Below are 23,461 nucleotides of genomic sequence, written 5' to 3'. Positions count from 1 at the left end.
AGCCAGAGTTGGCGTTGTCAGACTTGCCAATGAGACATGCCGGTTTATCGATAGACTTCAGCACAACGTCAAACTTCTCAACTATTCATCGTTATACAGGACATTTTGATATGGCACAGGCTCAGAAAAGCTCGAAATCCAAAACTGCGAAACCGAGCAACGGTATTCGTCGCGTAGCGGTTATCGGCGGTAATCGTACTCCGTTCGCCCGCTCCAACACGGCCTACAACAAAATCAGCAATCAGGAAATGCTGACGTCTAGCCTGCGTGGCCTGGTGGATCGTTGCAACCTGCAAGGTAAGCGTTTGGGTGAGGTGGTTGCTGGTGCGGTTATCAAGCATTCGCGTGATTTCAACCTGACCCGTGAGGCGGTGCTTAGCTCTGGCCTGGCGCCCGAAACTTCGGCATACGACATACAGCAGGCGTGTGGCACTGGCCTTGAGGCTGCCATTCTTGTGGCAAACAAAATTGCCTTGGGGCAAATCGAGTGCGGTATTGCGGGTGGTACAGATACCACCTCAGACGCTCCTATTGGTGTTGGCGAAGGTCTGCGTGAGATTCTGTTGGACCTTAACCGCGCCAAAACAGCTAAAGAGCGACTGAAAATCCTAACCCGTTTCCGTCCGAGCCATCTGGCTCCTGAAATTCCGACCAACGGAGAGCCGCGCACTGGCTTGTCCATGGGCGATCACTGCCAGATCACCGCGAAAGAGTGGAACATCGCGCGGGAAGATCAGGATCAGCTCGCTTATGAGAGTCATCAAAAGCTGGCTAAGGCCTACGAAGAGGGTTTCTTTGAGGATTTAATCACGCCGCTGGCGGGCCTGAATAAAGACAATATTTTGCGCCCGGACACAACGCTTGAAAAGCTGGCCACACTGAAGCCCTGCTTTGATCGTGAAAACGGCACCATGACGGCTGCCAACAGTACCGCGCTAACTGACGGTGCCTCTTGCGTGTTGCTGGCCAGTGAAGAGTGGGCCAAAGAAAATGGCTTAGAAGTCCGTGCATGGCTGACTTTCTCGGAAGTTGCTGCGGTTGATTTCGTGGATAAGAAAGAGGGCTTGTTGATGGCGCCTGCTTATGCCGTTCCGCGTATGCTGGAAAGGGCAGGGCTGACACTGCAGGATTTCGATTTCTACGAAATTCACGAAGCCTTTGCCGCTCAGGTTCTTTCAACGCTAAAAGCTTGGGAAGACCCTACGTTCTGTAAGGAACGCCTCGGTCTGGACAAGCCGCTGGGCAGCATCGACCGTTCGAAGATGAACGTAAAAGGCTCCAGTCTGGCAACCGGCCACCCGTTTGCAGCCACCGGTGGTCGTATTGTCTCGACACTGGCCAAATTGCTGGAAGAGAAGGGGAGCGGTCGTGGCCTGATTTCCATCTGTGCAGCCGGCGGTCAAGGCATTACTGCCATTCTGGAGCGCTAATTTTCAGGAATGTTGTAATTCCCTTTGACATAAGGCGCTTCACCTCGTATTATTCGCGCCACGTTGATCAGGGCGACTTGGTTAACAACCAGTTTGATGCGGGGTGGAGCAGTCTGGTAGCTCGTCGGGCTCATAACCCGAAGGTCGTTGGTTCGAATCCAGCCCCCGCTACCATATAAAAGAATGGCAGATCAGTAACTTACTGGTCTGCCTTTTTTGCGTTTGGGGTGAGGGAAAGTCCCTGTGACAAATATGTGACGTATTTGTGCCAAAACGTGAAAGCCCCAACTTGGACTCTTTTCCAAAAGTGACCGTAAGGCTTCTTGTGTCACAGAATCTAACTATCGCGGACGTGTCCTCGCTTTCCCGTATTCTTTAGTCGGCTCCTTCCTTGGAATCGCTATGAAATGCGGTTCTCTCCTATCTATTCGTCTTTTTGAAATTCCAGCAGGTCACCGACTTCACATTCAAATAGCTTGCAGAGCTTATCGAGTGCGTCGAGTTCAATACGTTGGGCTGTTTCCTTGTAGAGAAGCGTCACTGTATTTCGGTTGAGTCCTGTTTCTCGAGCTACATCCACAATCTTCATTTTATGCTCGCCCATGAGTCGGGCTAGATGGCATCTAATCATTAACTGTGTCGTCCTTAATGAATAAATGTCATCCAGAATGGCAAAAAGTGTTTGCAAATGTACTTTTATCGCCTAAAATGCCATTTAGGATGACATTCTGATACGAGGAATGTCTTTTATTGATCTAGCGTAGCGCAACAGAAGGAACAATTCGATGGAAAATTCCTACACCTACCTGACGACTGAAGAATTAGCTGGTCGTATCAAATACGACTGCAGAACTATCCGTCAGTGTTTAAAGGACACTGTTCTGTTGGAGGGCAAGCACTACATCAAGCCCTTTGGCCGCAGGAAAATCCTCTTCCTCTGGGAGGAAGTCGAGAAAGAAATGTTAGTTAATGCTCGTGAGCATGAGCACTTGTCCATTCCAATGGCCAGTGGGGTGGTGTGTCATGGGTAAAGTGAGAGTGCGCAAAGAGACCGGGAAGCTGTACCTAGATTTTATGTACCTAGGACACCGCTGCCGCGAACAGACAGCGTTGCCGAATACGGCAGCTAATCGTAAGCGTGTTGAAGCGCTGCTTCAGAAAGTGGAAGCGAGCATTCTGGTGGGTTCATTTAATTATGCAGAGCAGTTTCCGCAGAGCAAGAACCTTAAGAAGTTTCAGCTGAAAGCGGGGGGCGATGACGTTGATGGTTCCCTACAGACGGGTTCTGATACTGGCGAGCATCCCCCTATGTTTTCAGATTTCGCTGACCAATGGTTTGGCGAAAGCAAAATTCAATGGCGGAACTCCCACACCCGCAATGTGACCTCCATTCTTGAAAGCTCGCTCAAACCAGCTTTTAAGAACAAGCAGGTGGGCGAGATCACTAAGGCCGACATTCTTGCCGCCCGGAACAAAATGGCGAAGCGCAAGGGCAGGGGAGCGAACGGTCTGATGTCACCTAAGACGATCAACAGTCACATGACGATCCTGCGGATGATTCTGACGGAAGCGGCGGAACGCTATGAGTTTGATAATCCGTACCGCAACATCAAACCACTGAAGCTCCAGAAGGTTCACATTAAGCCTTTCTCAATGGATGAAGTCGACAAGATCCTCAAGCACGTCCGGGAGGACTACCGGATCTATTATTTGGTTCGCTTCTACACCGGTATGCGAACCGGTGAGGTGGATGGTCTGAAGTGGGAGTACGTGGATTTCGATAAACGCGAAATCCTGGTCCGTGAAACTTTGGTTCACGGCCAGACCGAGTACACGAAAACTGACGGTTCTCAGCGTGATATTCCCATGTTTGGGCCGGTGTACGAAGCGCTCAAGGCTCAGTATGAAGCCACGGGTAAGTTGAGCAAGTTCGTATTCTGTAATCGCCTGGGTGAGCCGCTAGACCATAACAACGTGACCAAACGGGTCTGGTACCCATTGCTGGAGGTGTTGAAGCTTAAGAAGCGTCGCCCGTACCAAACCCGGCACACGGCCGCGACCCTTCTCCTTGCGTCTGGAGAAAACCCCGAGTGGGTTGCCCGTACTCTGGGACACTCGTCTACCGAAATGCTGTTCAAAGTGTATTCCCGGTACATCCCGAACCTAACTCGTATGGATGGCAGCGCCTTTGAGCGTTTGATCCAGAGCCGTGTGACCACCATGAAGGGGGCGAGCAATGAAACTGAATGAACTTCGGCCAATCCAGCAGGAGACTTTTAGCGGCACTTATTGCTTAACCGGACGAGTGGCTTCGTTTGATGATGAAGGGATTCCGTACGTCAAAATGCGTTTGAGCAGTTGCAGTGCTGAAGTGGTCGTATTGGCAGCCTTAGAAACGATTGTTATTCCAGAGCGGCTCGGCCACATGGAGTTAGTCGAGGTGAAGGGGCGAGTGTGTGTTGGGCCTGAAGAGGGTGTGATTCTCTTAACCGACATTCGTCGCCCGTTCCGGCTCGATGTAATTCGCCTACCAGCGCTGCAAACGTTGCCTCGCACCCTGTGCCCGCGCCCGGAAGATCTGGATCAACTCGTTGAATCGGTACGGTCGCTAGAATCGGATCATTTGAAAATGTGTATTAAACGAGTGCTAGAGCGACGAGATCGACTGGAGGTTTTCCTGAGGGCGCCTGCGAGCACACACTACCACCACAACTATCCCGGGGGACTGCTGGTTCACTCCTTAGAGGTAGCCAGAGGGGTTGTAAGTATGGCTCAAATTCATGAGCCTGATATGCCGCTTTCCCTTCAAGAATTGGGTTTTGTGGCTGGGCTGCTTCACGATATTGGAAAGACCTACACCTACGATGTAAAAGGGCGTCCCACGGCTACAGCAAGGCTGTGCAGCCATGATGCTCTAACGTTGGAAGCCTGCGCAATTGGGCTTTCCTATCTTGAAACGGTGGACCCGGATGCCGCACTGACGCTACGCCATATCTGGACGTGCGCGTCGCCAGGTGCTCGGTATGGAATTCCTGCGGCAATGACATTGGCTCGATACGTGCGAGATGCCGATGGGCAAAGTGCCATGGCGGATAACCAGAAGCGGGCCTTTAAACGGCGTGAGTTGAAAGGGTTTGGCAAACTTGGACAGAACACTTATTGGCTGCCAGCCCTAGAGGCTCGTTGAGCGATGATGTTATTGACCCTGAAGCGGTGTGATGTCGATGTATTACACCGCTTCACAAGCAGGAGAATCGATTAGAAAGTTGGGAGCAGGTCAATTACATTACTCAATCCAGCGCTGTCCAGTTAGCCGATGTACTCGCGTGGCCCGCCCATCACCGTATTTGGAACAACGTAATTGCGACCATTGAGCCGGTGTTGTGAAGCGATAATTCGCATCAGACCCGATGACGGCCTCGTAAGCCGGTTCTGTACTCACTGGGCGTTAACCCAGTGCAGCGAACGTAGCTTCGCGTAAATGCACTCTGGTTAGCGTAACCAAGAAGGTTGGCGATATCGCTGATTCGATAGTGTGTACTTTTTAAATACTTGTTGGCTTGTTCCAGCCTTACAGCATCCAGAATATCGGCATAGGATAATGAAAGCTCACTGAGTCGCCGACGCAAGGTTCGTTCCGAATACCCAAGCAGGGAAGCCACCTGCACGATGCTCGGCTTACTTTCTACAAATAAATACATCAACGCATCCGCTATCGATTTTTCCACCACCTGCCGGGCGGAGCTAACATCTGCCGCGAATGGAGTGGCAGGGGCTGCGTAAGGGCTAAGCGGCGACCGCATGATTGCTTGCGGTACATAAAGAAGAATGTTGTGCGACCCGAAGCGCGGCTCGCAGCCCAGATACTCCGATAGCTCTGCAACGTTTGTGGGGCCCGCAGGTGCTGCCAGCAAATGGCACCCGTTGAGCGTAAATGCAGTGCCGTGCAGCTGCCTCAACACCATCAATGCTGAACCTACTAAATAGTCCTGAAATTGCCTGCGTTGCCTGAGCCCTGGAAGATTTACGTCGATACGGACCAAGAACTGACTTCCGCTTTCGCTCGCAGAAATTTCGATACCCGATACAAGCAGGTTTAAATGCCCGGTGGTCGCTAAAAATGCATCAGCGACCGTATCGCAATTTTTCAGCATCAGAGACACGGGGCCGAGTGCTCGCAAGTCTTGCCGAGACGCCAGAAGGAGTGCGAAATCAGGAGCATTCAGGGTGGTCGCCGCCTCTTCCAGTAAGTGGATAAACCGATCAAAGGGGATTAGCTGGTTCTGTCCAGTGACATCCTGAAGAGATAACCCCGACCTCGCACATAATGACTTAAGGTCTCCTCCACGCGATACGACAAGCTGGGGAAACTGGTTAAGAAAGCTATTTAGCACATAGGGGCTATTGTGAATCCCTGATTTAGTCGCTCGCATGCAGCGTGAACCTTCAACACTCAATTAGGCCGGAAAAGATAAATCAATGACCGTAAAAGGTAAAGCTGATAATTTTTTTCCAGGTAGAGTCGGGATTCATTAGTCGCGGCGAACAGAGCGGCGACAACCCGACTGCGAGCCCGGAGAACCCATGGAAACCAAACACGTGCTGTGCGCCACATGCGATATATCTTGCCAACTGGTTGCTACGCGAAAGCCGGGAGAAAAGGACTACACCCTAACTGGCGACTTAAGCAACCCTATGGGTCCCGGCGCGATCTGCGCAAAAGGCAAGTTGGCGCAGTCTACTTTCGACCACCCTAACCGGTTATTGCACCCCATGAAGCGTGTCGGCGAGCGAGGAGAAGGTAAATGGGAGCAAATCAGTTGGGAGCAAGCGCTCGACGAAATTGCCCAAAAGCTCACGGGTATTATTGAACGCTATGGCCCGGAGGCATTGGCCGTAACGAGCGGCCCTTGGAATTGCTCAACAGAATCGGGTATGACCCGGCGTTTTATGAACCTGTTGGGCACGCCCAATTACCTATCGCCGGTGGCATTGTGTTTGGGCAATACAGCAGCGGTTAACCGACTAACCTACGGCTGGATGCCGCTGCCGGATTTTGAGAACACGCAGTGCATCGTATTAATGGGGCACAACCCGAACACACAATCATGGGTTTGGGAGTACATTCGCATTCGCTTGGCCGAAAAGCGTGGTGCCAAGCTTATCGTGATGGACCCCCGCAAGAGCCCGACGGCTGAACGCGCTGATTTTCATCTGGAATTGCAACCCGGCAGCGATGCGATGCTTTGCTTCGGCTGGCTTAACGTCATTATTGAAGAACAACTTTACGATAAGGCCTTCGTACGAGACTGGACTATCGGTTTTGAAGCGCTTTCCGAGCGAATTTTCCGGGATTTCCCCCTTTCACGCGTTTGTGAAGTTACCGGGCTTGCAGAGTCTGAAATCCGCGAGTCTGCTCGTCTCTATGCAACATCACCTAGCGCTATCATTCCCTGGTCGCCAATAACGGACCAGCAAGTTAGCAGCACCTCGGCAATCCGTGCGATTAGCATTCTGCGGGCGATTACCGGCAATCTCGATGCCCCGGGTGGCGAAATGATGATGGGCTTAGACTCCGGGTTAATCTCAGAACCAGAGCTTGAGCTCACTGAAGAACTCAGCGATGAGCAAAAACGTAAACAACTCGGTTACGACGACCACCCCGCGTTTACGTTTAAGGCGGCTGATTTACTGGCTGAACATAGCGAACGGGTTTTCGGTGAGCGCTACCCGAACATCGTTAAAGGCACGCATATGGCGGTGCCATCCTCAACATTCCGCGCCATGGCTTATGGCGATCCGTACCCCGTAAAAGCGTTTTTCGCCATCGCGAACAATGCGCTTATGGGGTACGGCAACCAGCAGCTCGTTAAAAATGCCATGCTCAATCAGGAGCTCAATGTCTGCTTCGAGCAGTTCATGACACCCACCGCAAACCTCTGCGACTATGTGCTGCCAGGCGATAGCTGGATGGAGCGCCCGAACCTTCTGGATTTCTACAATTGGGCCACGCTAACGATGACCTCAGAGCAGCTGTACGCACCGCCTGGGGAGTGCCACAACATTTACGATGTCTGGCGTGGCTTAGCTGTTCGTATGGGGCTGGAAGAACAATTCCCCTGGAAAAATATTGAAGAGCTTTTTGATCACAGGGTGTCGCCTACAGGCATGGATTGGCAGCAATATTCGGCGCGATACAAGTTAACCCTGGGCAAGTACAAGCACTTCAACTACAAAAAAACCGGGTTCGCAACGCCTTCCGGAAAAGTAGAACTGTATTCAACGATGCTAGAAACCCTGGGCTGTGACCCGCTGCCCTATTACCGAAATCTGGAAACAACTGACGATTATCCCATCAAGATGTTTGTCGGCTTGCGCGAACCGCAATTCTTTCAATCTGGCCAGCGGCACAACCGCAAGTTGCGAAAGAGCAACCGATACCCAAGAACGTTCGTGCACCCAACAGATGCAACCACCTACAACCTTGTTGAAGGCGATTGGGCGAAGATCGAAACCGTTGCCGGCAAGGTGTACATGATGGTGAAAATTCGCGACGACGTGCCAGAAGGCCTTATTCGCATACCTCACGGCTGGTGGTTGCCTGAAGAAAAAGACCTCGGTGCCGATGATCACAATGATGGCCTGGTTGTTCCCGACGACCCCGAATATTTGGATAGAGAACAGGGCATTCCCCACCTCAAAGGCATTCCTTGTCGCATAACGCCCACCGAGCCACCACGGCAGTTTGTAGGCATAGGAGGCCTGCAATAATGAAGAGTTTTGCTGAATTAAAGGCCTTACTACTGTTTCGGGCTGCCCGATTTATCGGCGAGCGACACGAGTCACGATGGAAGCAGCGGTTAGTGCGAATTGCACTGCGAGTAAACCTGCTCAGGCATGGCCGCGACCCACTGGCCTTTCTCCAAACAGAGGATTCAATTGATCACATGGACTACGAAGCCGAAGATGAATTAAACCACTTGGGCAACGTTACCCAAGTGCAAAAAACCGACGCAAGCGCCGCTTACACGAGGCATCAGCCATGAACCACAGCCAAATATCCAACCAACCATCTGCCATGTCACGATTCTCGCCATTTCTGTGGGGCTTAACGGGCTTGTTTCTAATCACCTACGGGCTCTTTGCCTTCAATGCCGGCTCAAAAGTTTCGCCGATACTCAACCCCGTCACGGGCGCCGACGACACGGTCGCTTACATTGTCGAACAAGCCAACAATGGCACACAAATGGCAGGCACTGCCGAAGCAGAAGTGCTGCCAGCGTGGATTAATTTGATCGCCCGTATTGAGTCCAGTGAATATATTCATGGCAGCGACAGCATTATGAATACCGAACAGCACTTCTACGCTATGGAGGAGACAAAAAAGCATGTTCTTAGCACGCATATGATGTTGGGACTGGTGCTGATGGCGACAGGGTTTTTCCAGTTTTGGCCTGCTTTTCGGCGCAAACACCGCAAAACGCACCGCGTGCTAGGTGTGGTTTATATCATCGCCGGTTTTAGCTCCATGGCAATGAGCACTTATTACTTGTTGAATACTGAAGTATCAAAAATATACAGCCAATTCGTCTTTTACGCCGGCCTGTGGATCATGCTGTCTACCGTGGTAATAGGTCTTAGCCTTGCCTGTTACGCCATCATAAAACGTAATATTGCAGTACACCTAGGCTGGCAAGCATTTGCGTTTGGCAGCTTTCTAACCGCGCCCATTCAACGCCTGTATTGGATTGGAATGGCGCCGCTCTCCGACGGTGCTTCCTTCAATGAAATGAACATTGTGATGAATGTAACTTTGTTCGCCCAAGCCTTCTTGGGCGGGTATATCTTGTTTTACCTCAACAGAGAAAGTAGCCCACTCCGGAACTCGACCAATACTCTTAGCGGTAGCAGTTATGCCGACGAGCTTAAGGCTTACGGCAGCTATGCTGTTTTCTTCGTTGTATGGCTTTTAGCCGCGGTGTTTTACATCGTCGCACCGGGTTTTGCGGCGAATGATTTTATGCAGCAACAAGCACCCGCCAGTGCCGCGCTGTGGCATGACGCCATTCTGAACTCATCATTGCCAGCATTATTATTAATCGTATTAGCTGCTCTTCTCGCAACAGCCGCTCGCTTGCTTACTGCTACCCCGGAAAAGCTTCAGAAAATGTGGTTAGAGCCCAAAGTATTGTTGGCAGCCGGAGCCGTTACTGGAATTATTTTCCTACGTTGGGGTTGGCAACTAGGCATGCCTAGCCATACCCATTCGCTTGCCGGTGTGTTCTATACCGCAGCGGGTATATTCTTAATATGGTTTTTGGCCATGGTAGCCCGCGCAATTCATAGCCAGCGCTTCGGTAAAATGAAAGAGTGGCTGTGGTTCGCCTCGCTATTCGCTGCTAGCCCCGGGGTGCTATATGGCCTGTTGTATGTTGTTAACGCCATTAACCTCGTGCCAGAACCGTATCGCCAACAAGGCCACGGTTACCAACTAGCAGCTGGCGCTGCCTTACTTGTGCCGGTATTTTTTGGGCATATATTCGCGATTTATTCAGCCGAAACTAAGCGGTATGCCGTCAACTGATAGAGCGACAGGCAGCCGACATAACAAAGCCTGCTAAAAAACGGGGTCTGCGACAACTCGTCGGGTTATCCCGCGCAACCATGCGGTATCAGTCTCAGCGTTCTCCAGAAGATCGCGAGCTGACGGAACGTATCAAAGCCATCGCGTTCGAACGCAGAAGGTTTGGGTATCGGCGTGTTCACCAGTTGCTACGTCGTGAGGGTGCTGAAGTGAATCACAAGAAGGTCTATCGGCTTTACCGGGAGGCAGGCCTGGCCGTCCGTAAACGCAAGCGCCGTAAAAGCGTGATGGTGGAGCGGCAACCCTTGGTGTTGCCTAATGCGCCAAATCATACGTGGTCTATGGATTTTGTGATGGATTCCCTGGCTAACGGCCGCAGGATCAAATGCCTAACGATCGTGGATGACTTCACCAAGGAGTGCCTCGACATTCCCGTGGCCATGGGAATATCAGGTGAACAAGTCGCCCGCACCCTGGATGGCATCGCTGCCTTCCGAGGCTACCCGAAAGCCGTTAGGACCGATCAGGGGCCGGAATTCACTGGTAGAGCGCTCGACCAATGGGCCTACCGCCATGGCGTCGAGCTAAAACTTATCCAGCCCGGGAAACCGATGCAGAACGGATACGTCGAGAGCTTTAACGGAAAATTCCGGGATGAGTGCCTGAATGAACATTGGTTCCGGGATCTCGCTCACGCCCGAGAAAAAATCAGCAACTGGCGCATGGACTACAATGAGCAGCGTCCGCATTCATCCTTGGGGTATCAGACACCCCTGGAGTTTGCCTCCGCTCTCCGACTTGGAAAACTGATTCAAAAGTAACGGACATTACTAGGAAGCAGTTGGATTAAAGACTGGGGGCAGGTCATGGTCGCATAGCAAACATTCAGATTTTGGAAAACGCCGCGCTCTGAGGCAAACTTAGAGCGAAGCGGAAAATTTGTCCGACAGCAGCGCCTTGTTAGACGACTGCTGTATTCCTCACTTTATATTACCAATCAGGGTTTATCTTTCTATGGCTAATGCACACGAAGCTTTCATGAAAGAAATCTCTTCATATGAGCGTCAAGAACAGCAATCCCTTCGTCCAATCCTTTACGGCCAAAGCCAAGTCGGAAGCGGTCCGTAGGTGTATCGCATAACTCAGAACTGTAAATTGTACTGGGCAAAAACAAAACACCACTCTCTTCAACCAAAGTACGACAGAACTGTTCTACACCATCAGCACCTTTGTAGCGTGGGAAAGCCATGCAAGAACCGTCTGGTGACTGCCAATCAAATAAATCCGGGTAGTTCGCAAAGAAGGCTTCCCACTTCGGAAGGTTCTCATCAACAATTCCGCAACTTCGTGCCAACAACCTGTCACTATTCCTCAGTGCAATCTGCGTTAATTGCTCGCTTGGCCCCGAGTTACAAATAGACAAGTAATGCTTCATGCGCTCCATTTTTGAAATGATCTCCTTATCAGCGCAAGCAATCCAGCCTATTCTAAGCCCCGGTAGGCCATAAGCTTTAGACATCACATTCAGCGATAAACCACGCTCATACACATCAGCTACATAAGGTAAATGCTGTGTTCCGCTGGGGCCAAGACCATGAAATATCTCATCATGAAGAATATAAATACCATGCTTCCGGCAAAGCTCTACCAACGCCATATAACGATCAAGTGGTAGGATCGTACCAGTAGGATTATGTGGGAAGTTAATGGTAACGAGTTTCGTATTAGGCCGAATGGCATCTGCCACGCGGTCTATATCTAATGACCAGCCATCATTGGCATCCAATGGCACACCCGTCGCTTCACAAATGGCTAACGGCAAGGTTTCATGTGACTGATAATTCGGGGTGACAACAATGGCGTGGCTGTCTTTATCCAGTATCACAGAGTTCGCAGCAAAAATGCCTTCACTCGCCCCCGCAAAACAAAGAATTTCATCGGTGCTTCGATTGTCATATAGCATAGAAATCGTCTCACGCAGTTCAGGTGCACCAAACGTTTCCGTATAACCCAGCCACATATTTTCAAACGATTCACGCTCATCCGGCGTTGCCATCGCCAACAGATCACGCATAGACATGCTTTCAGCGTCGGAGGCTGTCATGTGGTATTTAGCTTTGAATTCCCACTTGGAAAAATGTGTTTCAAGCTTGAAATCAGGCAACATTGTCATAGTAATTATCCGGGTTTATTCTGGTTAAGGTAGGCGTTTGCGACTATATTCGCGACCTCAATATCTTGTACCGCAACACCTGTCAGGTCAGCTATTGTAATTTGATTCTCATGAGTCCGGCCTTTCTCTGGGTTATTAATCACATCACCCAATTCGAGCACGGCACTTTCTTCAATCTTATTGTCCTTAATGGCAGAATAGCACTCACCGTGATCAACACACTGTGAAATGCTATCAGCAACCACTCGATCTGCCCTAGCCAACAGCTCAGAGGCTAGTTCTTGCTTTCCGTGATCATCTGAACCCATTGCTGTTATGTGTGTACCGGCTTGAACCTTATCTGCCAAGATCAGCGGAATACGAGCAGGTGTGGTCGTCACGATAAGCCGACTTTTTGAGACGAGGCTATCCAAATCATCTGCCAATGTGATCTCAATCCCCCATTCCTGAATAACCGGATTTTGCTTGAGTTCATCAATCATCCGCTGTGCTTTTGTCGAACTTCTCCCCCAAACCAGGCATTTTTTGCAATTAACAACATCACGTAACAGTTCCAACTGGAGTCTTGCCTGTATGCCTGTGCCGACAATACCAATAGTATCAATCGTGTCGTTTGCTAAATGTTTTGCAGCCACAGCCCCCGCGGCCGCTGTGCGAATATCCGTTAACCAACCTTCATCCTGTAAGACAAACTCAACCCCACCCGTCTTAGCACTAAATACAAGAACCACACCATCATTGACTGGATGGTTTAACTCGGCATTTTTATAAAAAGCAGAAGCAACTTTCAATACATAATAATCGCCCCCATAAATGTATCCATACTTGATATGGACATCACCAGGTGGTTCATCAAAATGAAGAAATCCAACAGGAGGCACTTCAGACCGCCCCTCTGAGTAACTAACGAACCCACTTTCAATCGCTTGGATCAATTGTGGAATACCCACACACCGCTTTATTTCCTCAAGTTTAAGTACAGCTTTCAATGGTAGGTCTCCAATCGATATATTCGGGTTTCAGGCAGGCACTGTCTGATTTTGCGATGATGTTTGCCCATTTAGGTGTTGCGTCTAACAGGGTAATCCCCCCATTTTAAGAGGGCATCAAAAGTAGAGTTCAGGCCACCATGGCCAGTTTCTGTTGTGGGGTAATTCCTCCGAGGGCCATGTTTGGCCGTTCGTTATTGTAGGTCCATAGCCACCGAGTTGCATATTCCTGAACCTCCTCAATGGAGTGGAACAGGTATTGGGCCAGCCAGTCATAGCGCACAGTGCGATTATAGCGTTCGATATAGGCGTTTTGCTGCGGGTTGCCGGGCTGTATAAAGACCAGTTTAATATCGTGCCTCTTAGTCCAGGCGGCCAAGGTGGCACTGATGTATTCCGGGCCATTGTCGCAGCGAATTTGCATGGGCTTTCCCCGCCACTCGATGATCTGATTTAAGGCCCGGATAACTCGCTCAGAGGGCAGTGACAGGTCTACTTCAATGCCCAAGTCTTCCCGGTTGTAATCATCGATCACATTGAACAGGCGGTAACTTCGGCCATCTTCTAGCTGGTCGTGCATGAAGTTCATGGACCAACTGATGTTGGTGGCCGTAGGCACCGCCAATGGCTCGGGTTTCTCACGTATTAGTCGTTTACGGGGCTTGATACGTAGGTTCAGCTCCAGTTCCCGGTAGAGCCGGTAAACGCGCTTGTGGTTCCAGGGGTAACCCTTCACGTTGCGCAGGTACAGAAAACACAGGCCAAAGCCCCAGTTTCTCTGGTTATGGGTTAAGCGCACCAACAGATCCGCGATCTCGGCATTTTCACTGCTGAGCTTAGCCCGGTAGCGATAGCAGAACTCACTGACACTGAAGACCTCGCTGGCTTGGCGAATGCTACAACGAGCAGCGGCAACGGCTTTGTGCGCCATCTCGCGGCGGAGAGATGGCTTTACCACTTTCCCTCAAGAGCTTCCTTGCGCAACTCAGACTTGAGCCGTTCTTCGGCATACATCTTCTTCAGCCGCCGGTTTTCATCCTCAAGCTCTTTCATGCGCTTGATCATGGAAGTATCCATGCCGCCGAACTTTGCACGCCATTTATAGAAGCTGCCGTTGCTCATACCGTGTTCGCGGCATAACTCAGGAACGGGCACGCCGTTTTCGGCTTGCTTCAGGATCGCCATGATCTGGCTATCGGAAAAACGTGACTTCTTCATGCAGAATCTCCCTGCGTTTAGCTTACGGAAAATTCTACTTTTGAACACCTCGGTTTTTCGGGGGATTACCCTCTCTGTCACGCTGGCTGGCGGGTTGGGGCGACAGTAATGTCGCGAATGTTCACATTCTGTGGTTGTTCATACATGAAGGTTGCTGCCCGGGCGATGTCATCGGCAACCAACACGCCGCCCATCGATGCTTTCCACTCTTCATAGCCATTAATGATTTCCGGATTCGTCGTATGACTGAGCAATTCAGTGTCGACCGCGCCCGGATGGATGGCCATTACGCGCACGTTGCTGTCCGCAACTTCTTCGCGCACATTCTCGGTAATGGAACTCACGGCGAACTTGCTACCGACATAGGCTGCGTGGTTCGGGAAGCTCTTTTTGCCGGCGATGGAGCTGATGTTGAGGATCGTCCCTTGACCACGGGCTTTCATGTCGGCCAATACCGCCTGCATGCTGTTTAGCAGAGCGAGCACGTTCACATCGAACATGCGCTGCCATTCAGCTGGATCCTGGGTGTCGAGCTGACCTAATAACATCACTCCGGCGTTGTTGATCAGAAGATCGGCAGGGCCGTAAACACCTTCAGCTTCCTGGATGGCGTTGCGAAATGCCTGAGCATCGGTCACATCAACTTTGCGACAAAGTACATTGGGCAGGCTAAGCGCGTCGATTTTTTCTATACGGCGGGCTACTAACAGCAGGGGATGGCCTGCCTGCGAGAATCGTTGCGCGATGGCCGCGCCGATACCAGATGATGCGCCGGTAATAACCACCAGTGGTTTAGTCATTTTTTTCTCCTGTTGATCGTGCCGCCGGAATGGCAGTCAGCTCATCGAAAAAAGCAGGCGTAGTTTAGGAATAAGCAGTAATATAAAAAATAGTCACATTCTAAAAAGGCTGTTCAGTTTTTATGAACAATATCTCCTGGCGCTGGGTGCGTGCATTTTTGCTGGTTGCCGAACATGGCAGTTTCACCGCAGCCTCGAACGCATCGGGCCAATCGAAGGCAAATCTCAGTCAGCAGGTAACCGAACTTGAGGGCGCGCTGGGCGTACAGCTACTCCATCGAACCACTCGAAGCTTGCGGTTGACGACGATCGGCCAAGGCTATTTGGAGCGCAGCCAGCTGGCGTTTCGGCAATTGGACTCCGCTGCAGAATGGGCGTTGCAATCAACCAACGAGCTGAAAGGGGTTATTCGCATGAACTCCGTTGGTGGCTTGATTGGCGAAGAATTGATTGCTCCTTTGGTGTTCAGGTTTCAGCGTGATCATCCGGGTGTTGAGATCGAGCTGGATTTTTCCAGTTTGCGGGTAGACCTGCTAACCAGCCCTTACGATCTGGTCATTAGAATGGGGGAGCTGGCTGACTCGACCCTTGTCGCACGCGGTCTGCATCAGGTCACGACGCGATACGTGACCAGCCCGGAGTTTTTACAGCAACATGGGAGCATCAAGGAACCTGCCGATCTCAAGGACCTGCCGCTGATATACGGCAGCGTGGATCACTGGCTGCTGGTTCGGGGGGCGGAGCAGCATGTGGTACACGTGAAAAACGGTATCAGAATCGTCAGTGGGCGAGCCATGCGCCAGGCCACGCTTGCAGGGCTTGGTGTCACCCGGCTTGCCGATGCGTATGTGCAGGCTGATATCGCCAAGGGCGATTTGTTGGAGGTGTTGCCGCAGTGGTCCGAAACCACACCGCTATCGCTGGTGTGCCCGCCACACCGATATCAGATCCTGCGTGTGCGCAGGCTGATGGATGAACTGAAAGCGCACTTTTCCGTGGTTTATGAGCAGGCCTTGAGTGAAGGGCTGCCATGGGGCCACTGAGTATAAGCTTTGCCTAGCGCGGTGCTAGCCGTTCAGTAAGGGTTCAATTAAAATTCTTGAGCATTCGCTAAAGAATGAAAAGGCCAGCTATGGAAAAAGCTAATACAACTGATTTCGAGCAGCAACTGGTCGAGCAACTGAAACAAGGTGATTCCGCCGCTTACCGTATTCTCCGAGTATGCTGGCGGTAGCCCGCTATTATTTGGATGGCTCCACCGCATTGTTGCGAATCGCAGCAAAAACAAACTGCGCTCCGCCAAGCGGGAGGTTCCCACCGACTTTCAGGAGCAGTTGGACCCAGATATGGCCGATCGGTTCAACGCTACAGGCCGCTGGCGCACGCCGCCAACGCTCCGCTTTGAGGAAACCGCCGAGGCACCTTTGGAGAATGGTGCCCTCAGCGACTGCTTGGACAAACACCTGGCCCGACTGCCGGAAACTCAGCGCAGCGCCTTGATGCTTTACGAAGCCCATCAACATAAATCCGACGATATCTGTAACATTTTGGATTTGACTGCTTCTAACCTGCGAGTAATTTTGCACCGTGCAAGGCAGAAAATCTTCCTGATGGTTGAACACTTCCAAGAGACCGGCGAATGCTGATGTGTAAGGAGAACTCCGTCGACGGTGGCGACTCGGTGGTGGTCGACAGTTTCAAGGCGGTAGAGCTATTGCATGAGGAGGCGCCGGAGGCTTTTAAGGCTTTGAGTTCATTGCCCGCGACCTACACCTATGCCGGCACTGGAGATGTGCGGCTTCGCTCGAAACGACCGATGATTGAGTTGGGGCCGGATGGCGAATTGCTGGCGGTGCGCTTCAACAACCGCTCGCTGGGGCCTCTGACCTCCATCCCCTTCGAGCAGATGGAGGCCTTCTACCAGGGTTATCGCAAGCTGGCTGACATCATGGAGCGACCGGAGCTTGCAGTCACCTTCAAGTTGCAGCCGGGAGAACTGTTCATCGTGGACAATACCCGGGTAACTCATGGTCGAGTTGGCTATGAAGGCAGTGGCTCGCGCTGGCTACAGGGGGCATACGCCGACCTCGACGGCCTGCGCTCGACCCTAGCGGTTTTGGAAAAGCAGGCACAGCAAACAAAGCAGGAAGAGGTGATGGCGTAATGGCGTTTGAATCTCTCACTCGCGACAACATCGTAGACTTCCTGGCGGATATTTTTGCCCGCCGAGGTGGCGAATCCTATATGGGTGAGCCGGTCAGCATGTCTGAACACATGCTTCAAACCGCGGCCCTCGCCGAGAGGGCTGGGGCACCGAACAGCCTTGTCGCGGCTTCCCTACTCCATGATATCGGGCACTACACCAGTGAGTTTCCGGAAGAATCGCTGGAGCAGGGGCAGGACAACTACCATGAAACGGCGGGCGCGGATGTGTTGACGACGTTCTTCCCGAAATCGGTGCATGAACCCATCAAGCTTCACGTGGCCGCTAAGCGTTATCTGTGCGCTACCAAGCCGGAATATTTCAACCGATTGTCGCCAGCATCAGTCAACTCACTGAATGTGCAGGGTGGCCCTATGTCGGCTGGTGAAGCGGCAGCGTTTGAAGCCCACGAATATTACCGGGACGCACTGCGACTTAGGGTATGGGATGACGAAGGCAAAATTGCGGGTGCTCCGACCCCTACGTTTGACCATTATCGCCCACTGTTGACTGGGTTACTGGTGGGGGCAGAGCGCTAAACGTAGCTCCGTGTTAAAGCGAAAACTGAGTCACCACCAGCACCCGCGACCTTGATCTGTCGCGGGTTTGCTGTTTTTGGAGAATGCTAATGGATCCTTTGGTCGTCGGCCTGGTGCTCGCTGCGGCGGTGATGCACGCTGGTTGGAATACGCTGGTGAAGAGTGGCGGGGCACCGTTTGTCCGGCTGGCGATTACGAATGGCATTGCGGCAATTGTCATGCTGCTGCCCGCACTCTATCTAGGTTTTCCCAACCCGGAGAGCTGGCCCTATCTTTTTGGATCGATGCTGGTGCATCTGTTTTATTACCTTTTGCTGGCCTATGGCTACCGGCTGGCGGACTTGTCACTGGTGTATCCGATTGCCCGGGGATCGGCTCCGCCGCTGGTGGCGCTGGGTGCATTTTTTGTTGCAGGTGAGCGCCTGAGTACCCTTGGAGCTGTGAGTATTGGTGTGGTGTCCTTGGCCATTGCCTTGCTGGCGTTCCGACTACCGGATGGCAAAGGTAGCGGGCGGTCGGTGCTGGTAGCATTGGCGATTGGCGTATTGATTGCCTGCTATTCGATTGTCGATGGCATGGGGGCTAGGCTGTCGACAGATACCATGGCCTATATTGCCTGGATGTTTGTACTGGACGGTTTGCTGCTTCTCCTTTGGGGGGGGCTGAGTCAGGGCCGTCAGATTGTCGGTTTCTTCCGGGACCACTGGCGGCAGGGGCTGGCCAGTGGTGTTCTCTATATGACCGCATACGGTTTGGTGGTCTGGGCGATGTCCGTGTCACCCATGACCTATGTTTCTGCGCTGCGGGAGACCAGCGTAATTATCGCCGCTTTGATTGGCGCCCGTTATCTGAACGAACCTTTCGGTGGCCGTCGCATTGTGTCGGCCTGTCTAGTAGCGCTGGGCGTGGTGATGCTCCAGTTCAGCCAAACCTGAATGCTAAAGCACTTTAGTTGCACCCGCTGGATCAAGGTCGCAATGCCTTGGCCTATACGGTACACATGATGCGGATTGAAAGCGTTCGTCTTGAGCAGAAGAACTGTGCCCGGTATTATCGCGGCGACTCCGCCGTAATCCGAGCTAAGTCTCTTTTTCATGCTGTGAAAGCAGGGTCTTGAGATGCGCGAGCCTAGTGACGATGAAAGAGTTGAACGCTACATTCTTGCGCTTGAGCTGGTTGTGAATCGACGAGTTAAAACATCAGCAAGATAAGAAGCACGCCTTTACTCTGGACTATTTGATTCGATGAGTTTGTACATATTGGCAGCAGCGGTCTCCGCCGTTTTTATGGGCACCATAGGTGCCATTGCCGTCTACGCAGACGTTAGCGCAGAAACTGTAACCTTCTATCGCCTGTTCATCGGTGCATTGTTAATGGCGGTCTTTCTGCTTGTCAGCGGCCAGAAGGACCGAATCTTTACCTGGCCGGGCTTCAAGGTGCTGATCACCGGAGGTTTTCTTGCGGGGTTTGTTGTCTTTTACGTGATGGCGATGGGTTACACCAGTATGGCCAACGCGATCATGTTGCTGTATTTGGCGCCCGTGACAGCATCTGTCGTGGCTCACTTTTTTATGGGTGAGCGCCTCTCCGGGATGAGTGCAGCCTTAATCGTGGTGGCTCTTTTTGGTTTTGCCATGATGTTGGAGTTCAATTTTAACCTGTCAGGGCGGGGCGAAGAGGTTCTGGGGCTTTTCTATGCGCTGTGTGCCATGGTGTGCTACGCCGCATTTATCCTCACCAACCGATTGATCCATGACCGAGTGCATGTGTTGACCCGGAGCGGTTATCAGATGTTGGCGGGAGCTCTGTGCATGCTGCCCTTAATGCTTCAGCAAGGCGAGAGCATAGATGCGAGTCAGTGGGGCTGGTTGGTGGCGGCCGGTGTGGTGCCCGGTTTCTTGGCCATCATGCTTGCGGTTGTGGCGTTGAGGGCGCTTCCTGCTGCGACATTCGGCACCCTAGCTTATTTGGAGCCTATCACTGTGGTTGGATTGGGGTGGGTTTTGTTCGGGCAGAGTTTGAGCACATTGCAGTTAGCCGGGAGTGCTTTAATTGTATTTTCCGGTATAGCCCAGGCGTTAGTGTCTCAGCGCGTCGGGGGGATATCGGATGCTACTGGGAGTGAGAAGTCTGATCAGGATGTTTTAAGCACATTGTAAAGCGCATGAGTGGCTGCGGACCGCTCGCGCTCACGATGCCAGATGAGCCCTACTGGTTGTTCAATAAGAGCGTCTTTCAGTTTCAAAACCTTCGCCCCCAGAGCTTCCATTTGGGGAGCACAGAGTGCTGGCACAACGCTAACCCCCAAACCGGTGGCGACCATCTTTCCCACAGTTGATAGTTGGTGTGCTTCAAGTTCTGTTTTCAGAACCAGATGCCTGTCTCGTAAACTGTCCTCAAGATAGGCCTGCACCGCTGACGGTTTCTGCAGTGAGATAAAGGGATGTTGAAAAAGTGCCTCCCACTCCACGTGCGCTTCGCCTTCGAAACTCAGCCCCGGAGGAACAATTGCCACAAATCGGTCGATAAACAGCGGCTCGAATGCCAGCGAAGCAGGGTAGGGCTTGAAGCCAATTCCAAGCTCTACCTCACCGATCTGAACCATATCGATAACATCTTCATTAATGACATCGTGCACTTGCACTGAAATCTTCGGATGCAAAGCCCGAAACTGCTTCAGGGCTCTCGGTAGCACGTTGATGGCAAAGGAGGGCATGGCGGCAATACTCACCTTGCCAATTCCCAAAGAAAACCGCTGCTGCAGTTCGTGGTGAATCGAATCCCAGTCAGCAAGAAGCTTCCTTGCCAACGGCATTAGTGACTCCCCCTCTGGCGTCAACTGCACCGATCGGGTGGTTCTCACAAACACCTTCCCGCCCAAACTTTCCTCAAGACCTTTAATGGCCATGCTCAAAGCAGACTGTGACGTGTGCAGTCTTTCACTGGCGATGACGAAACTGAGGGTTTCGGCAACGGCAAGGAATGATCTGAGTTGTTTTACGTTCATGAGGCTCGGCGTTGTGATGATTGTAAGAAATATTCTATCGTATTATTGTTTTGTTTTTCGAAATAATTACTTCGAAAAATTCGATTAAATAAATAAACCTCGTTCGTAATAATGGGGTTTCATTAACAAGAAATAACGAGGTTCAAATGGCTGGATTCGATAAGCGCGTATCTTCGTACGAAGAGGCTTTGGAAGGCTTGGCAGATGGCATGACCATTCTGGCCGGTGGCTTTGGTTTGTGTGGTATCCCGGAAAACCTGATCGCTGAGATCAAGCGCCGGGGTAATCGCGACCTGACAGTGGTGTCCAATAACTGTGGCGTGGATGGTTTTGGCTTGGGTTTATTGCTGGAAGACCGCCAGATTAGCCGCATGATTGCTTCATACGTGGGTGAGAACAAACTGTTCGAACAGCAGCTATTAAACGACGAGTTAAAGGTTGAATTGACTCCCCAAGGCAATCTCGCAGAGCGTGTGCGCGCTGGTGGTGCTGGTATTCCTGCCTTTTACACCGCAACCGGATATGGCACGCAAGTGGCCGAAGGCAAAGAAGTGCGTGATTTCGATGGCCGAAACTACGTTTTGGAGCAGGCGATCACCGGCGATATTGCCATCGTTAAAGGCTGGAAAGCGGACACCTATGGCAACGTTATTTATCGACACACGGCCAGGAACTTCAACCCGCTAATGGCCACGGCCGGAAAGATCACTGTTGTTGAAGTGGAAGAAATCGTCGAGGCGGGCACGCTGGATCCGGCAGAGATTCATACGCCAGGCATATATGTGGATCGCCTGATTTGCGGCACATTTGAGAAGCGTATCGAGCAGCGCACCGTCAGGGCCTGATCGCCAAAAACAACTAATTCAAACCGGGGAGAATCACATGGCTTTATCACGAGAGCAGATGGCAAAGCGTGTCGCCAGCGAACTGAAAGATGGTTTTTATGTCAATCTGGGGATTGGTATTCCAACCTTGGTGGCCAACTATGTACCGGACGACATATCGGTGATGCTGCAGTCGGAGAATGGGCTGCTTGGGATGGGCGCATTTCCGACCGAAGAAGAGCTTGATGCCGATATGATCAATGCCGGCAAGCAAACCGTAACCGCGCGTGTTGGTGCATCAATTGTCGATTCAGCAGAATCCTTTGCAATGATCCGTGGTGGTCACATTGACTTGACCGTATTGGGTGCTTTCGAAGTGGATGCGCAGGGCAATATCGCATCCTGGATGGTACCGGGTAAGTTGGTCAAAGGAATGGGTGGTGCGATGGATTTGGTTGCCGGTGCAGACAACATCATTGTCACCATGACCCACGCCTCGAAAACCGGAGAGTCCAAGCTGTTGAGCAAGTGCGAGCTGCCATTGACGGGGGCCGGATGCATCAAAAGGGTACTGACAGATTTGGCCTACCTGGAAATTGAAAACGGTACCTTTATATTGAAAGAGCGGGCACCGGGCGTTTCTGTTGAAGAAATTGCGGAAAAGACAGCCGGGCCGCTTATTATTCCTGACGATGTTCCAGAGATGGCGGTATAGTTGAAGCTCACGGTTAGGCGTGTCGACGAGTTTGCCGCACGCCTAACCCAATACAATCATCACTCGAAATTCCCTCATTTTGTATGTCGTTCAACCCGGAAAGCTGGGTTGGAAAAGCTTACAGCACGAATGGTTGTTGCGCCCGTTCCGCACGTCCGTCTCTCTTTGTGTAATAATAACCAACATAATTGGCGATGCGGATGTTTACAGCGCTATGGAATTTAGCTGTGTAAAGGGGTGGTCTCCCCCTTCAGTTTCTTCGTTGTCTCGAATTGAACCCCTGGCAATGAGTCTGAAGGCTACATAAAAGATGTCTTATTTCGAATTCCTTACAACCTATAGCGACCGATTTATCGAGGGTGCGCTGGTCACCTTGGGCCAGTTCGGTCTGGCTGTAGTGGTGGCGATTGTGGTTGCCCTTATTTCAGGCCTGATGAAGATGGCCCGGTCAAAAGCGGTGCGCGGCATCGCTGTCGTATATATTGAACTTTTCAGAGGTACCTCTCTTCTCGTTCAGTTGTATTGGTTTTACTTTGTGATGCCATTGTTTGGTGTCACCATGGACAAGTTTACGGTTGGCTTCCTGACCGTGGGGCTGTGTTATGGTGCTTACGGCGCAGAGCTGGTACGCGGTGCCATACAGTCGGTGCCTAAAGGGCAGTGGGAAGCTGCTCTGGCATTGAACATGTCAGCGGCACAACGCATGAAGCGGATCATCTTGCCGCAGGCGTTGGTGGCTATACTGCCGCCTTGGGGCAATCTCATGATTGAGATATTGAAGGGGACCGCATTGGTGGCGCTGATCTCGGTGGCGGACCTGATGTTTGAAACTCGTCAGGTCAACAGTAATACCTATCTGTCAGCTCAGGCTTTTGGCACGGCACTCATCATTTACTACATCTTTGCACGATTTATGGTCACGCCGCTCATGCGTTGGCTCGAGCGGTTTATGGCTCGTAAAATTGGGCGGGCTTAAACC

General features: G+C 51.6%; 23 protein-coding genes, 1 tRNA gene and 1 pseudogene. 18 read left to right on the top strand and 7 right to left on the bottom strand.

Features of this window, described 5'->3' with window-relative positions:
- Nucleotides 1–110: 110 nt before the first annotated feature.
- Nucleotides 111–1,430: an acetyl-CoA C-acetyltransferase gene (locus K5L82_RS07460; protein WP_223133693.1), complete on the top strand. Its 1,320-nt coding sequence runs from the start codon at nucleotides 111–113 to the stop codon at nucleotides 1,428–1,430.
- 97 nt (nucleotides 1,431–1,527) lie between these two features.
- Nucleotides 1,528–1,604: transfer RNA gene (locus tag K5L82_RS07455), tRNA-Met, on the top strand.
- Between the two features lie 250 nt (nucleotides 1,605–1,854).
- Here the strand turns inward: K5L82_RS07455 and K5L82_RS07450 are convergent.
- Entirely contained in the window at nucleotides 1,855–2,061 is a 207-nt protein-coding gene (locus K5L82_RS07450; RefSeq protein ID WP_223134019.1) for a helix-turn-helix domain-containing protein, read from the bottom strand.
- A 154-nt stretch (nucleotides 2,062–2,215) separates the two neighbouring features.
- On the opposite strand from K5L82_RS07450, the gene K5L82_RS07445 reads away from it, so the two are divergent.
- Genes K5L82_RS07445 through K5L82_RS07435 form a run of 3 tightly spaced genes read left to right on the top strand, consistent with a single transcriptional unit; the run spans nucleotide 2,216 to nucleotide 4,617 of the window.
- Nucleotides 2,216–2,461 (top strand): hypothetical protein, encoded by a 246-nt coding sequence (locus K5L82_RS07445; RefSeq protein ID WP_223133692.1) that lies wholly within the window; start codon nucleotides 2,216–2,218, stop codon nucleotides 2,459–2,461.
- Nucleotides 2,454–3,680 (top strand): Arm DNA-binding domain-containing protein, encoded by a 1,227-nt coding sequence (locus K5L82_RS07440; protein WP_223133691.1) that lies wholly within the window; start codon nucleotides 2,454–2,456, stop codon nucleotides 3,678–3,680. Before K5L82_RS07445 ends, K5L82_RS07440 begins: the two co-directional genes overlap by 8 nt.
- A complete protein-coding gene (locus K5L82_RS07435; protein ID WP_223133690.1) occupies nucleotides 3,667–4,617 on the top strand; it encodes a TraI domain-containing protein in 951 nt (316 codons plus the stop codon). The genes K5L82_RS07440 and K5L82_RS07435 overlap by 14 nt, the downstream gene beginning before the upstream one ends.
- A gap of 214 nt (nucleotides 4,618–4,831) precedes the next feature.
- On the opposite strand, the gene K5L82_RS07430 is transcribed toward K5L82_RS07435, so the two are convergent.
- Nucleotides 4,832–5,863 (bottom strand): AraC family transcriptional regulator, encoded by a 1,032-nt coding sequence (locus K5L82_RS07430; RefSeq protein WP_223133689.1) that lies wholly within the window; start codon nucleotides 5,861–5,863, stop codon nucleotides 4,832–4,834.
- Between the two features lie 151 nt (nucleotides 5,864–6,014).
- Here K5L82_RS07430 and K5L82_RS07425 point away from each other — a divergent pair, with 151 nt between their 5' ends.
- From K5L82_RS07425 to K5L82_RS07410, 4 genes and pseudogenes are all read left to right on the top strand, one after another.
- Nucleotides 6,015–8,201, top strand: coding sequence for a molybdopterin-dependent oxidoreductase (locus tag K5L82_RS07425; RefSeq protein ID WP_223133688.1), 2,187 nt, complete (start codon nucleotides 6,015–6,017; stop codon nucleotides 8,199–8,201).
- Nucleotides 8,201–8,476: a hypothetical protein gene (locus K5L82_RS07420; RefSeq protein ID WP_223133687.1), complete on the top strand. Its 276-nt coding sequence runs from the start codon at nucleotides 8,201–8,203 to the stop codon at nucleotides 8,474–8,476. The genes K5L82_RS07425 and K5L82_RS07420 overlap by 1 nt, the downstream gene beginning before the upstream one ends.
- Entirely contained in the window at nucleotides 8,473–10,014 is a 1,542-nt protein-coding gene (locus K5L82_RS07415) for a DUF2306 domain-containing protein (RefSeq protein WP_223133686.1), read from the top strand. Before K5L82_RS07420 ends, K5L82_RS07415 begins: the two co-directional genes overlap by 4 nt.
- Before the next feature lie 17 nt (nucleotides 10,015–10,031).
- Nucleotides 10,032–10,864: pseudogene (locus tag K5L82_RS07410) on the top strand (IS3 family transposase); the annotation flags it as partial.
- A gap of 186 nt (nucleotides 10,865–11,050) precedes the next feature.
- On the opposite strand, the gene K5L82_RS07405 reads toward K5L82_RS07410, so the two are convergent.
- The 4 genes from K5L82_RS07405 to K5L82_RS07390 form a co-directional block, all read right to left on the bottom strand.
- Complete coding sequence (locus K5L82_RS07405) at nucleotides 11,051–12,187, bottom strand: aminotransferase class I/II-fold pyridoxal phosphate-dependent enzyme (RefSeq protein WP_223133685.1); 1,137 nt, start codon at nucleotides 12,185–12,187, stop codon at nucleotides 11,051–11,053.
- 5 nt (nucleotides 12,188–12,192) lie between these two features.
- Nucleotides 12,193–13,176, bottom strand: a complete 984-nt coding sequence (locus K5L82_RS07400; RefSeq protein ID WP_223133684.1) for a hypothetical protein — start codon at nucleotides 13,174–13,176, stop codon at nucleotides 12,193–12,195.
- Nucleotides 13,177–13,306: 130 nt separating this feature from the next.
- Nucleotides 13,307–14,394, bottom strand: a protein-coding gene (locus K5L82_RS07395; protein WP_223133683.1) for an IS3 family transposase whose coding sequence is annotated in 2 segments (ribosomal slippage) — nucleotides 13,307–14,139 and nucleotides 14,139–14,394 — 1,089 coding nt in all. Because the reading frame shifts where the segments join, the coding sequence is not laid out codon by codon here.
- Nucleotides 14,395–14,471: 77 nt separating this feature from the next.
- Complete coding sequence (locus K5L82_RS07390; protein WP_223133682.1) at nucleotides 14,472–15,194, bottom strand: SDR family oxidoreductase; 723 nt, start codon at nucleotides 15,192–15,194, stop codon at nucleotides 14,472–14,474.
- A 122-nt stretch (nucleotides 15,195–15,316) separates the two neighbouring features.
- Between K5L82_RS07390 and K5L82_RS07385 the strand changes: the two genes are divergently transcribed.
- The 6 genes from K5L82_RS07385 to K5L82_RS07360 all read left to right on the top strand — a co-directional run bounded on the left by K5L82_RS07385 (nucleotide 15,317) and on the right by K5L82_RS07360 (nucleotide 20,095).
- On the top strand, nucleotides 15,317–16,237 hold the full coding sequence (locus K5L82_RS07385) for a LysR family transcriptional regulator (protein WP_223133681.1): 921 nt from the start codon (nucleotides 15,317–15,319) through the stop codon (nucleotides 16,235–16,237).
- A 147-nt stretch (nucleotides 16,238–16,384) separates the two neighbouring features.
- A complete protein-coding gene (locus K5L82_RS16740; RefSeq protein ID WP_316933376.1) occupies nucleotides 16,385–16,840 on the top strand; it encodes an RNA polymerase sigma factor in 456 nt (151 codons plus the stop codon).
- Nucleotides 16,834–17,358, top strand: coding sequence for a TauD/TfdA family dioxygenase (locus K5L82_RS07375; protein WP_223133680.1), 525 nt, complete (start codon nucleotides 16,834–16,836; stop codon nucleotides 17,356–17,358). The genes K5L82_RS16740 and K5L82_RS07375 overlap by 7 nt, the downstream gene beginning before the upstream one ends.
- The gene (locus K5L82_RS07370; protein WP_223133679.1) at nucleotides 17,358–17,936 is read left to right on the top strand and encodes an HD domain-containing protein; all 579 of its coding nucleotides are present in this window, start codon (nucleotides 17,358–17,360) and stop codon (nucleotides 17,934–17,936) included. The genes K5L82_RS07375 and K5L82_RS07370 overlap by 1 nt, the downstream gene beginning before the upstream one ends.
- Before the next feature lie 89 nt (nucleotides 17,937–18,025).
- The gene (locus tag K5L82_RS07365) at nucleotides 18,026–18,871 is read left to right on the top strand and encodes an EamA family transporter (protein WP_223133678.1); all 846 of its coding nucleotides are present in this window, start codon (nucleotides 18,026–18,028) and stop codon (nucleotides 18,869–18,871) included.
- A 309-nt stretch (nucleotides 18,872–19,180) separates the two neighbouring features.
- On the top strand, nucleotides 19,181–20,095 hold the full coding sequence (locus K5L82_RS07360) for a DMT family transporter (RefSeq protein WP_223133677.1): 915 nt from the start codon (nucleotides 19,181–19,183) through the stop codon (nucleotides 20,093–20,095).
- On the opposite strand, the gene K5L82_RS07355 is transcribed toward K5L82_RS07360, so the two are convergent.
- Complete coding sequence (locus K5L82_RS07355; protein WP_133006006.1) at nucleotides 20,071–20,943, bottom strand: LysR family transcriptional regulator; 873 nt, start codon at nucleotides 20,941–20,943, stop codon at nucleotides 20,071–20,073. The two genes, K5L82_RS07360 and K5L82_RS07355, sit on opposite strands and share 25 nt — an antisense overlap.
- Nucleotides 20,944–21,089: 146 nt before the next feature.
- Between K5L82_RS07355 and K5L82_RS07350 the strand changes: the two genes are divergently transcribed.
- The 3 genes from K5L82_RS07350 to ehuC all read left to right on the top strand — a co-directional run bounded on the left by K5L82_RS07350 (nucleotide 21,090) and on the right by ehuC (nucleotide 23,458).
- Nucleotides 21,090–21,788 carry a CoA transferase subunit A gene (locus K5L82_RS07350; RefSeq protein ID WP_133006005.1) on the top strand — a complete coding sequence of 233 codons (699 nt, stop codon included), beginning with the start codon at nucleotides 21,090–21,092 and terminating at the stop codon, nucleotides 21,786–21,788.
- Nucleotides 21,789–21,825: 37 nt separating this feature from the next.
- Nucleotides 21,826–22,482, top strand: coding sequence for a 3-oxoacid CoA-transferase subunit B (locus K5L82_RS07345; protein ID WP_133006004.1), 657 nt, complete (start codon nucleotides 21,826–21,828; stop codon nucleotides 22,480–22,482).
- A 310-nt stretch (nucleotides 22,483–22,792) separates the two neighbouring features.
- Entirely contained in the window at nucleotides 22,793–23,458 is a 666-nt protein-coding gene (gene ehuC, locus K5L82_RS07340; RefSeq protein WP_223133676.1) for an ectoine/hydroxyectoine ABC transporter permease subunit EhuC, read from the top strand.
- Nucleotides 23,459–23,461 lie beyond the last annotated feature (3 nt).

Origin of the sequence: Marinobacter sp. AL4B (assembly GCF_019916045.1) — a bacterium.
Lineage (GTDB): Bacteria > Pseudomonadota > Gammaproteobacteria > Pseudomonadales > Oleiphilaceae > Marinobacter.
Note: the sequence above shows the minus strand (reverse complement) of the source record. Positions and strands in the feature narration are given on the sequence as shown.

Coding starts and splice junctions, on each gene's coding strand:
- ehuC (WP_223133676.1), top strand. CDS start 22,793: ATGTCTTATTTCGAATTCCTTACAACCTATAGCGACCGATTTATCGAG.
- K5L82_RS07445 (WP_223133692.1), top strand. CDS start 2,216: ATGGAAAATTCCTACACCTACCTGACGACTGAAGAATTAGCTGGTCGT.
- K5L82_RS07460 (WP_223133693.1), top strand. CDS start 111: ATGGCACAGGCTCAGAAAAGCTCGAAATCCAAAACTGCGAAACCGAGC.
- K5L82_RS07350 (WP_133006005.1), top strand. CDS start 21,090: ATGGCTGGATTCGATAAGCGCGTATCTTCGTACGAAGAGGCTTTGGAA.
- K5L82_RS07370 (WP_223133679.1), top strand. CDS start 17,358: ATGGCGTTTGAATCTCTCACTCGCGACAACATCGTAGACTTCCTGGCG.
- K5L82_RS07405 (WP_223133685.1), bottom strand. CDS start 12,187: ATGACAATGTTGCCTGATTTCAAGCTTGAAACACATTTTTCCAAGTGG.
- K5L82_RS07385 (WP_223133681.1), top strand. CDS start 15,317: ATGAACAATATCTCCTGGCGCTGGGTGCGTGCATTTTTGCTGGTTGCC.
- K5L82_RS07425 (WP_223133688.1), top strand. CDS start 6,015: ATGGAAACCAAACACGTGCTGTGCGCCACATGCGATATATCTTGCCAA.
- K5L82_RS07415 (WP_223133686.1), top strand. CDS start 8,473: ATGAACCACAGCCAAATATCCAACCAACCATCTGCCATGTCACGATTC.
- K5L82_RS07390 (WP_223133682.1), bottom strand. CDS start 15,194: ATGACTAAACCACTGGTGGTTATTACCGGCGCATCATCTGGTATCGGC.
- K5L82_RS07420 (WP_223133687.1), top strand. CDS start 8,201: ATGAAGAGTTTTGCTGAATTAAAGGCCTTACTACTGTTTCGGGCTGCC.
- K5L82_RS07360 (WP_223133677.1), top strand. CDS start 19,181: ATGAGTTTGTACATATTGGCAGCAGCGGTCTCCGCCGTTTTTATGGGC.
- K5L82_RS07440 (WP_223133691.1), top strand. CDS start 2,454: ATGGGTAAAGTGAGAGTGCGCAAAGAGACCGGGAAGCTGTACCTAGAT.
- K5L82_RS07345 (WP_133006004.1), top strand. CDS start 21,826: ATGGCTTTATCACGAGAGCAGATGGCAAAGCGTGTCGCCAGCGAACTG.
- K5L82_RS07375 (WP_223133680.1), top strand. CDS start 16,834: ATGCTGATGTGTAAGGAGAACTCCGTCGACGGTGGCGACTCGGTGGTG.
- K5L82_RS07435 (WP_223133690.1), top strand. CDS start 3,667: ATGAAACTGAATGAACTTCGGCCAATCCAGCAGGAGACTTTTAGCGGC.
- K5L82_RS07450 (WP_223134019.1), bottom strand. CDS start 2,061: ATGATTAGATGCCATCTAGCCCGACTCATGGGCGAGCATAAAATGAAG.
- K5L82_RS07355 (WP_133006006.1), bottom strand. CDS start 20,943: ATGAACGTAAAACAACTCAGATCATTCCTTGCCGTTGCCGAAACCCTC.
- K5L82_RS07430 (WP_223133689.1), bottom strand. CDS start 5,863: ATGCGAGCGACTAAATCAGGGATTCACAATAGCCCCTATGTGCTAAAT.
- K5L82_RS07365 (WP_223133678.1), top strand. CDS start 18,026: ATGGATCCTTTGGTCGTCGGCCTGGTGCTCGCTGCGGCGGTGATGCAC.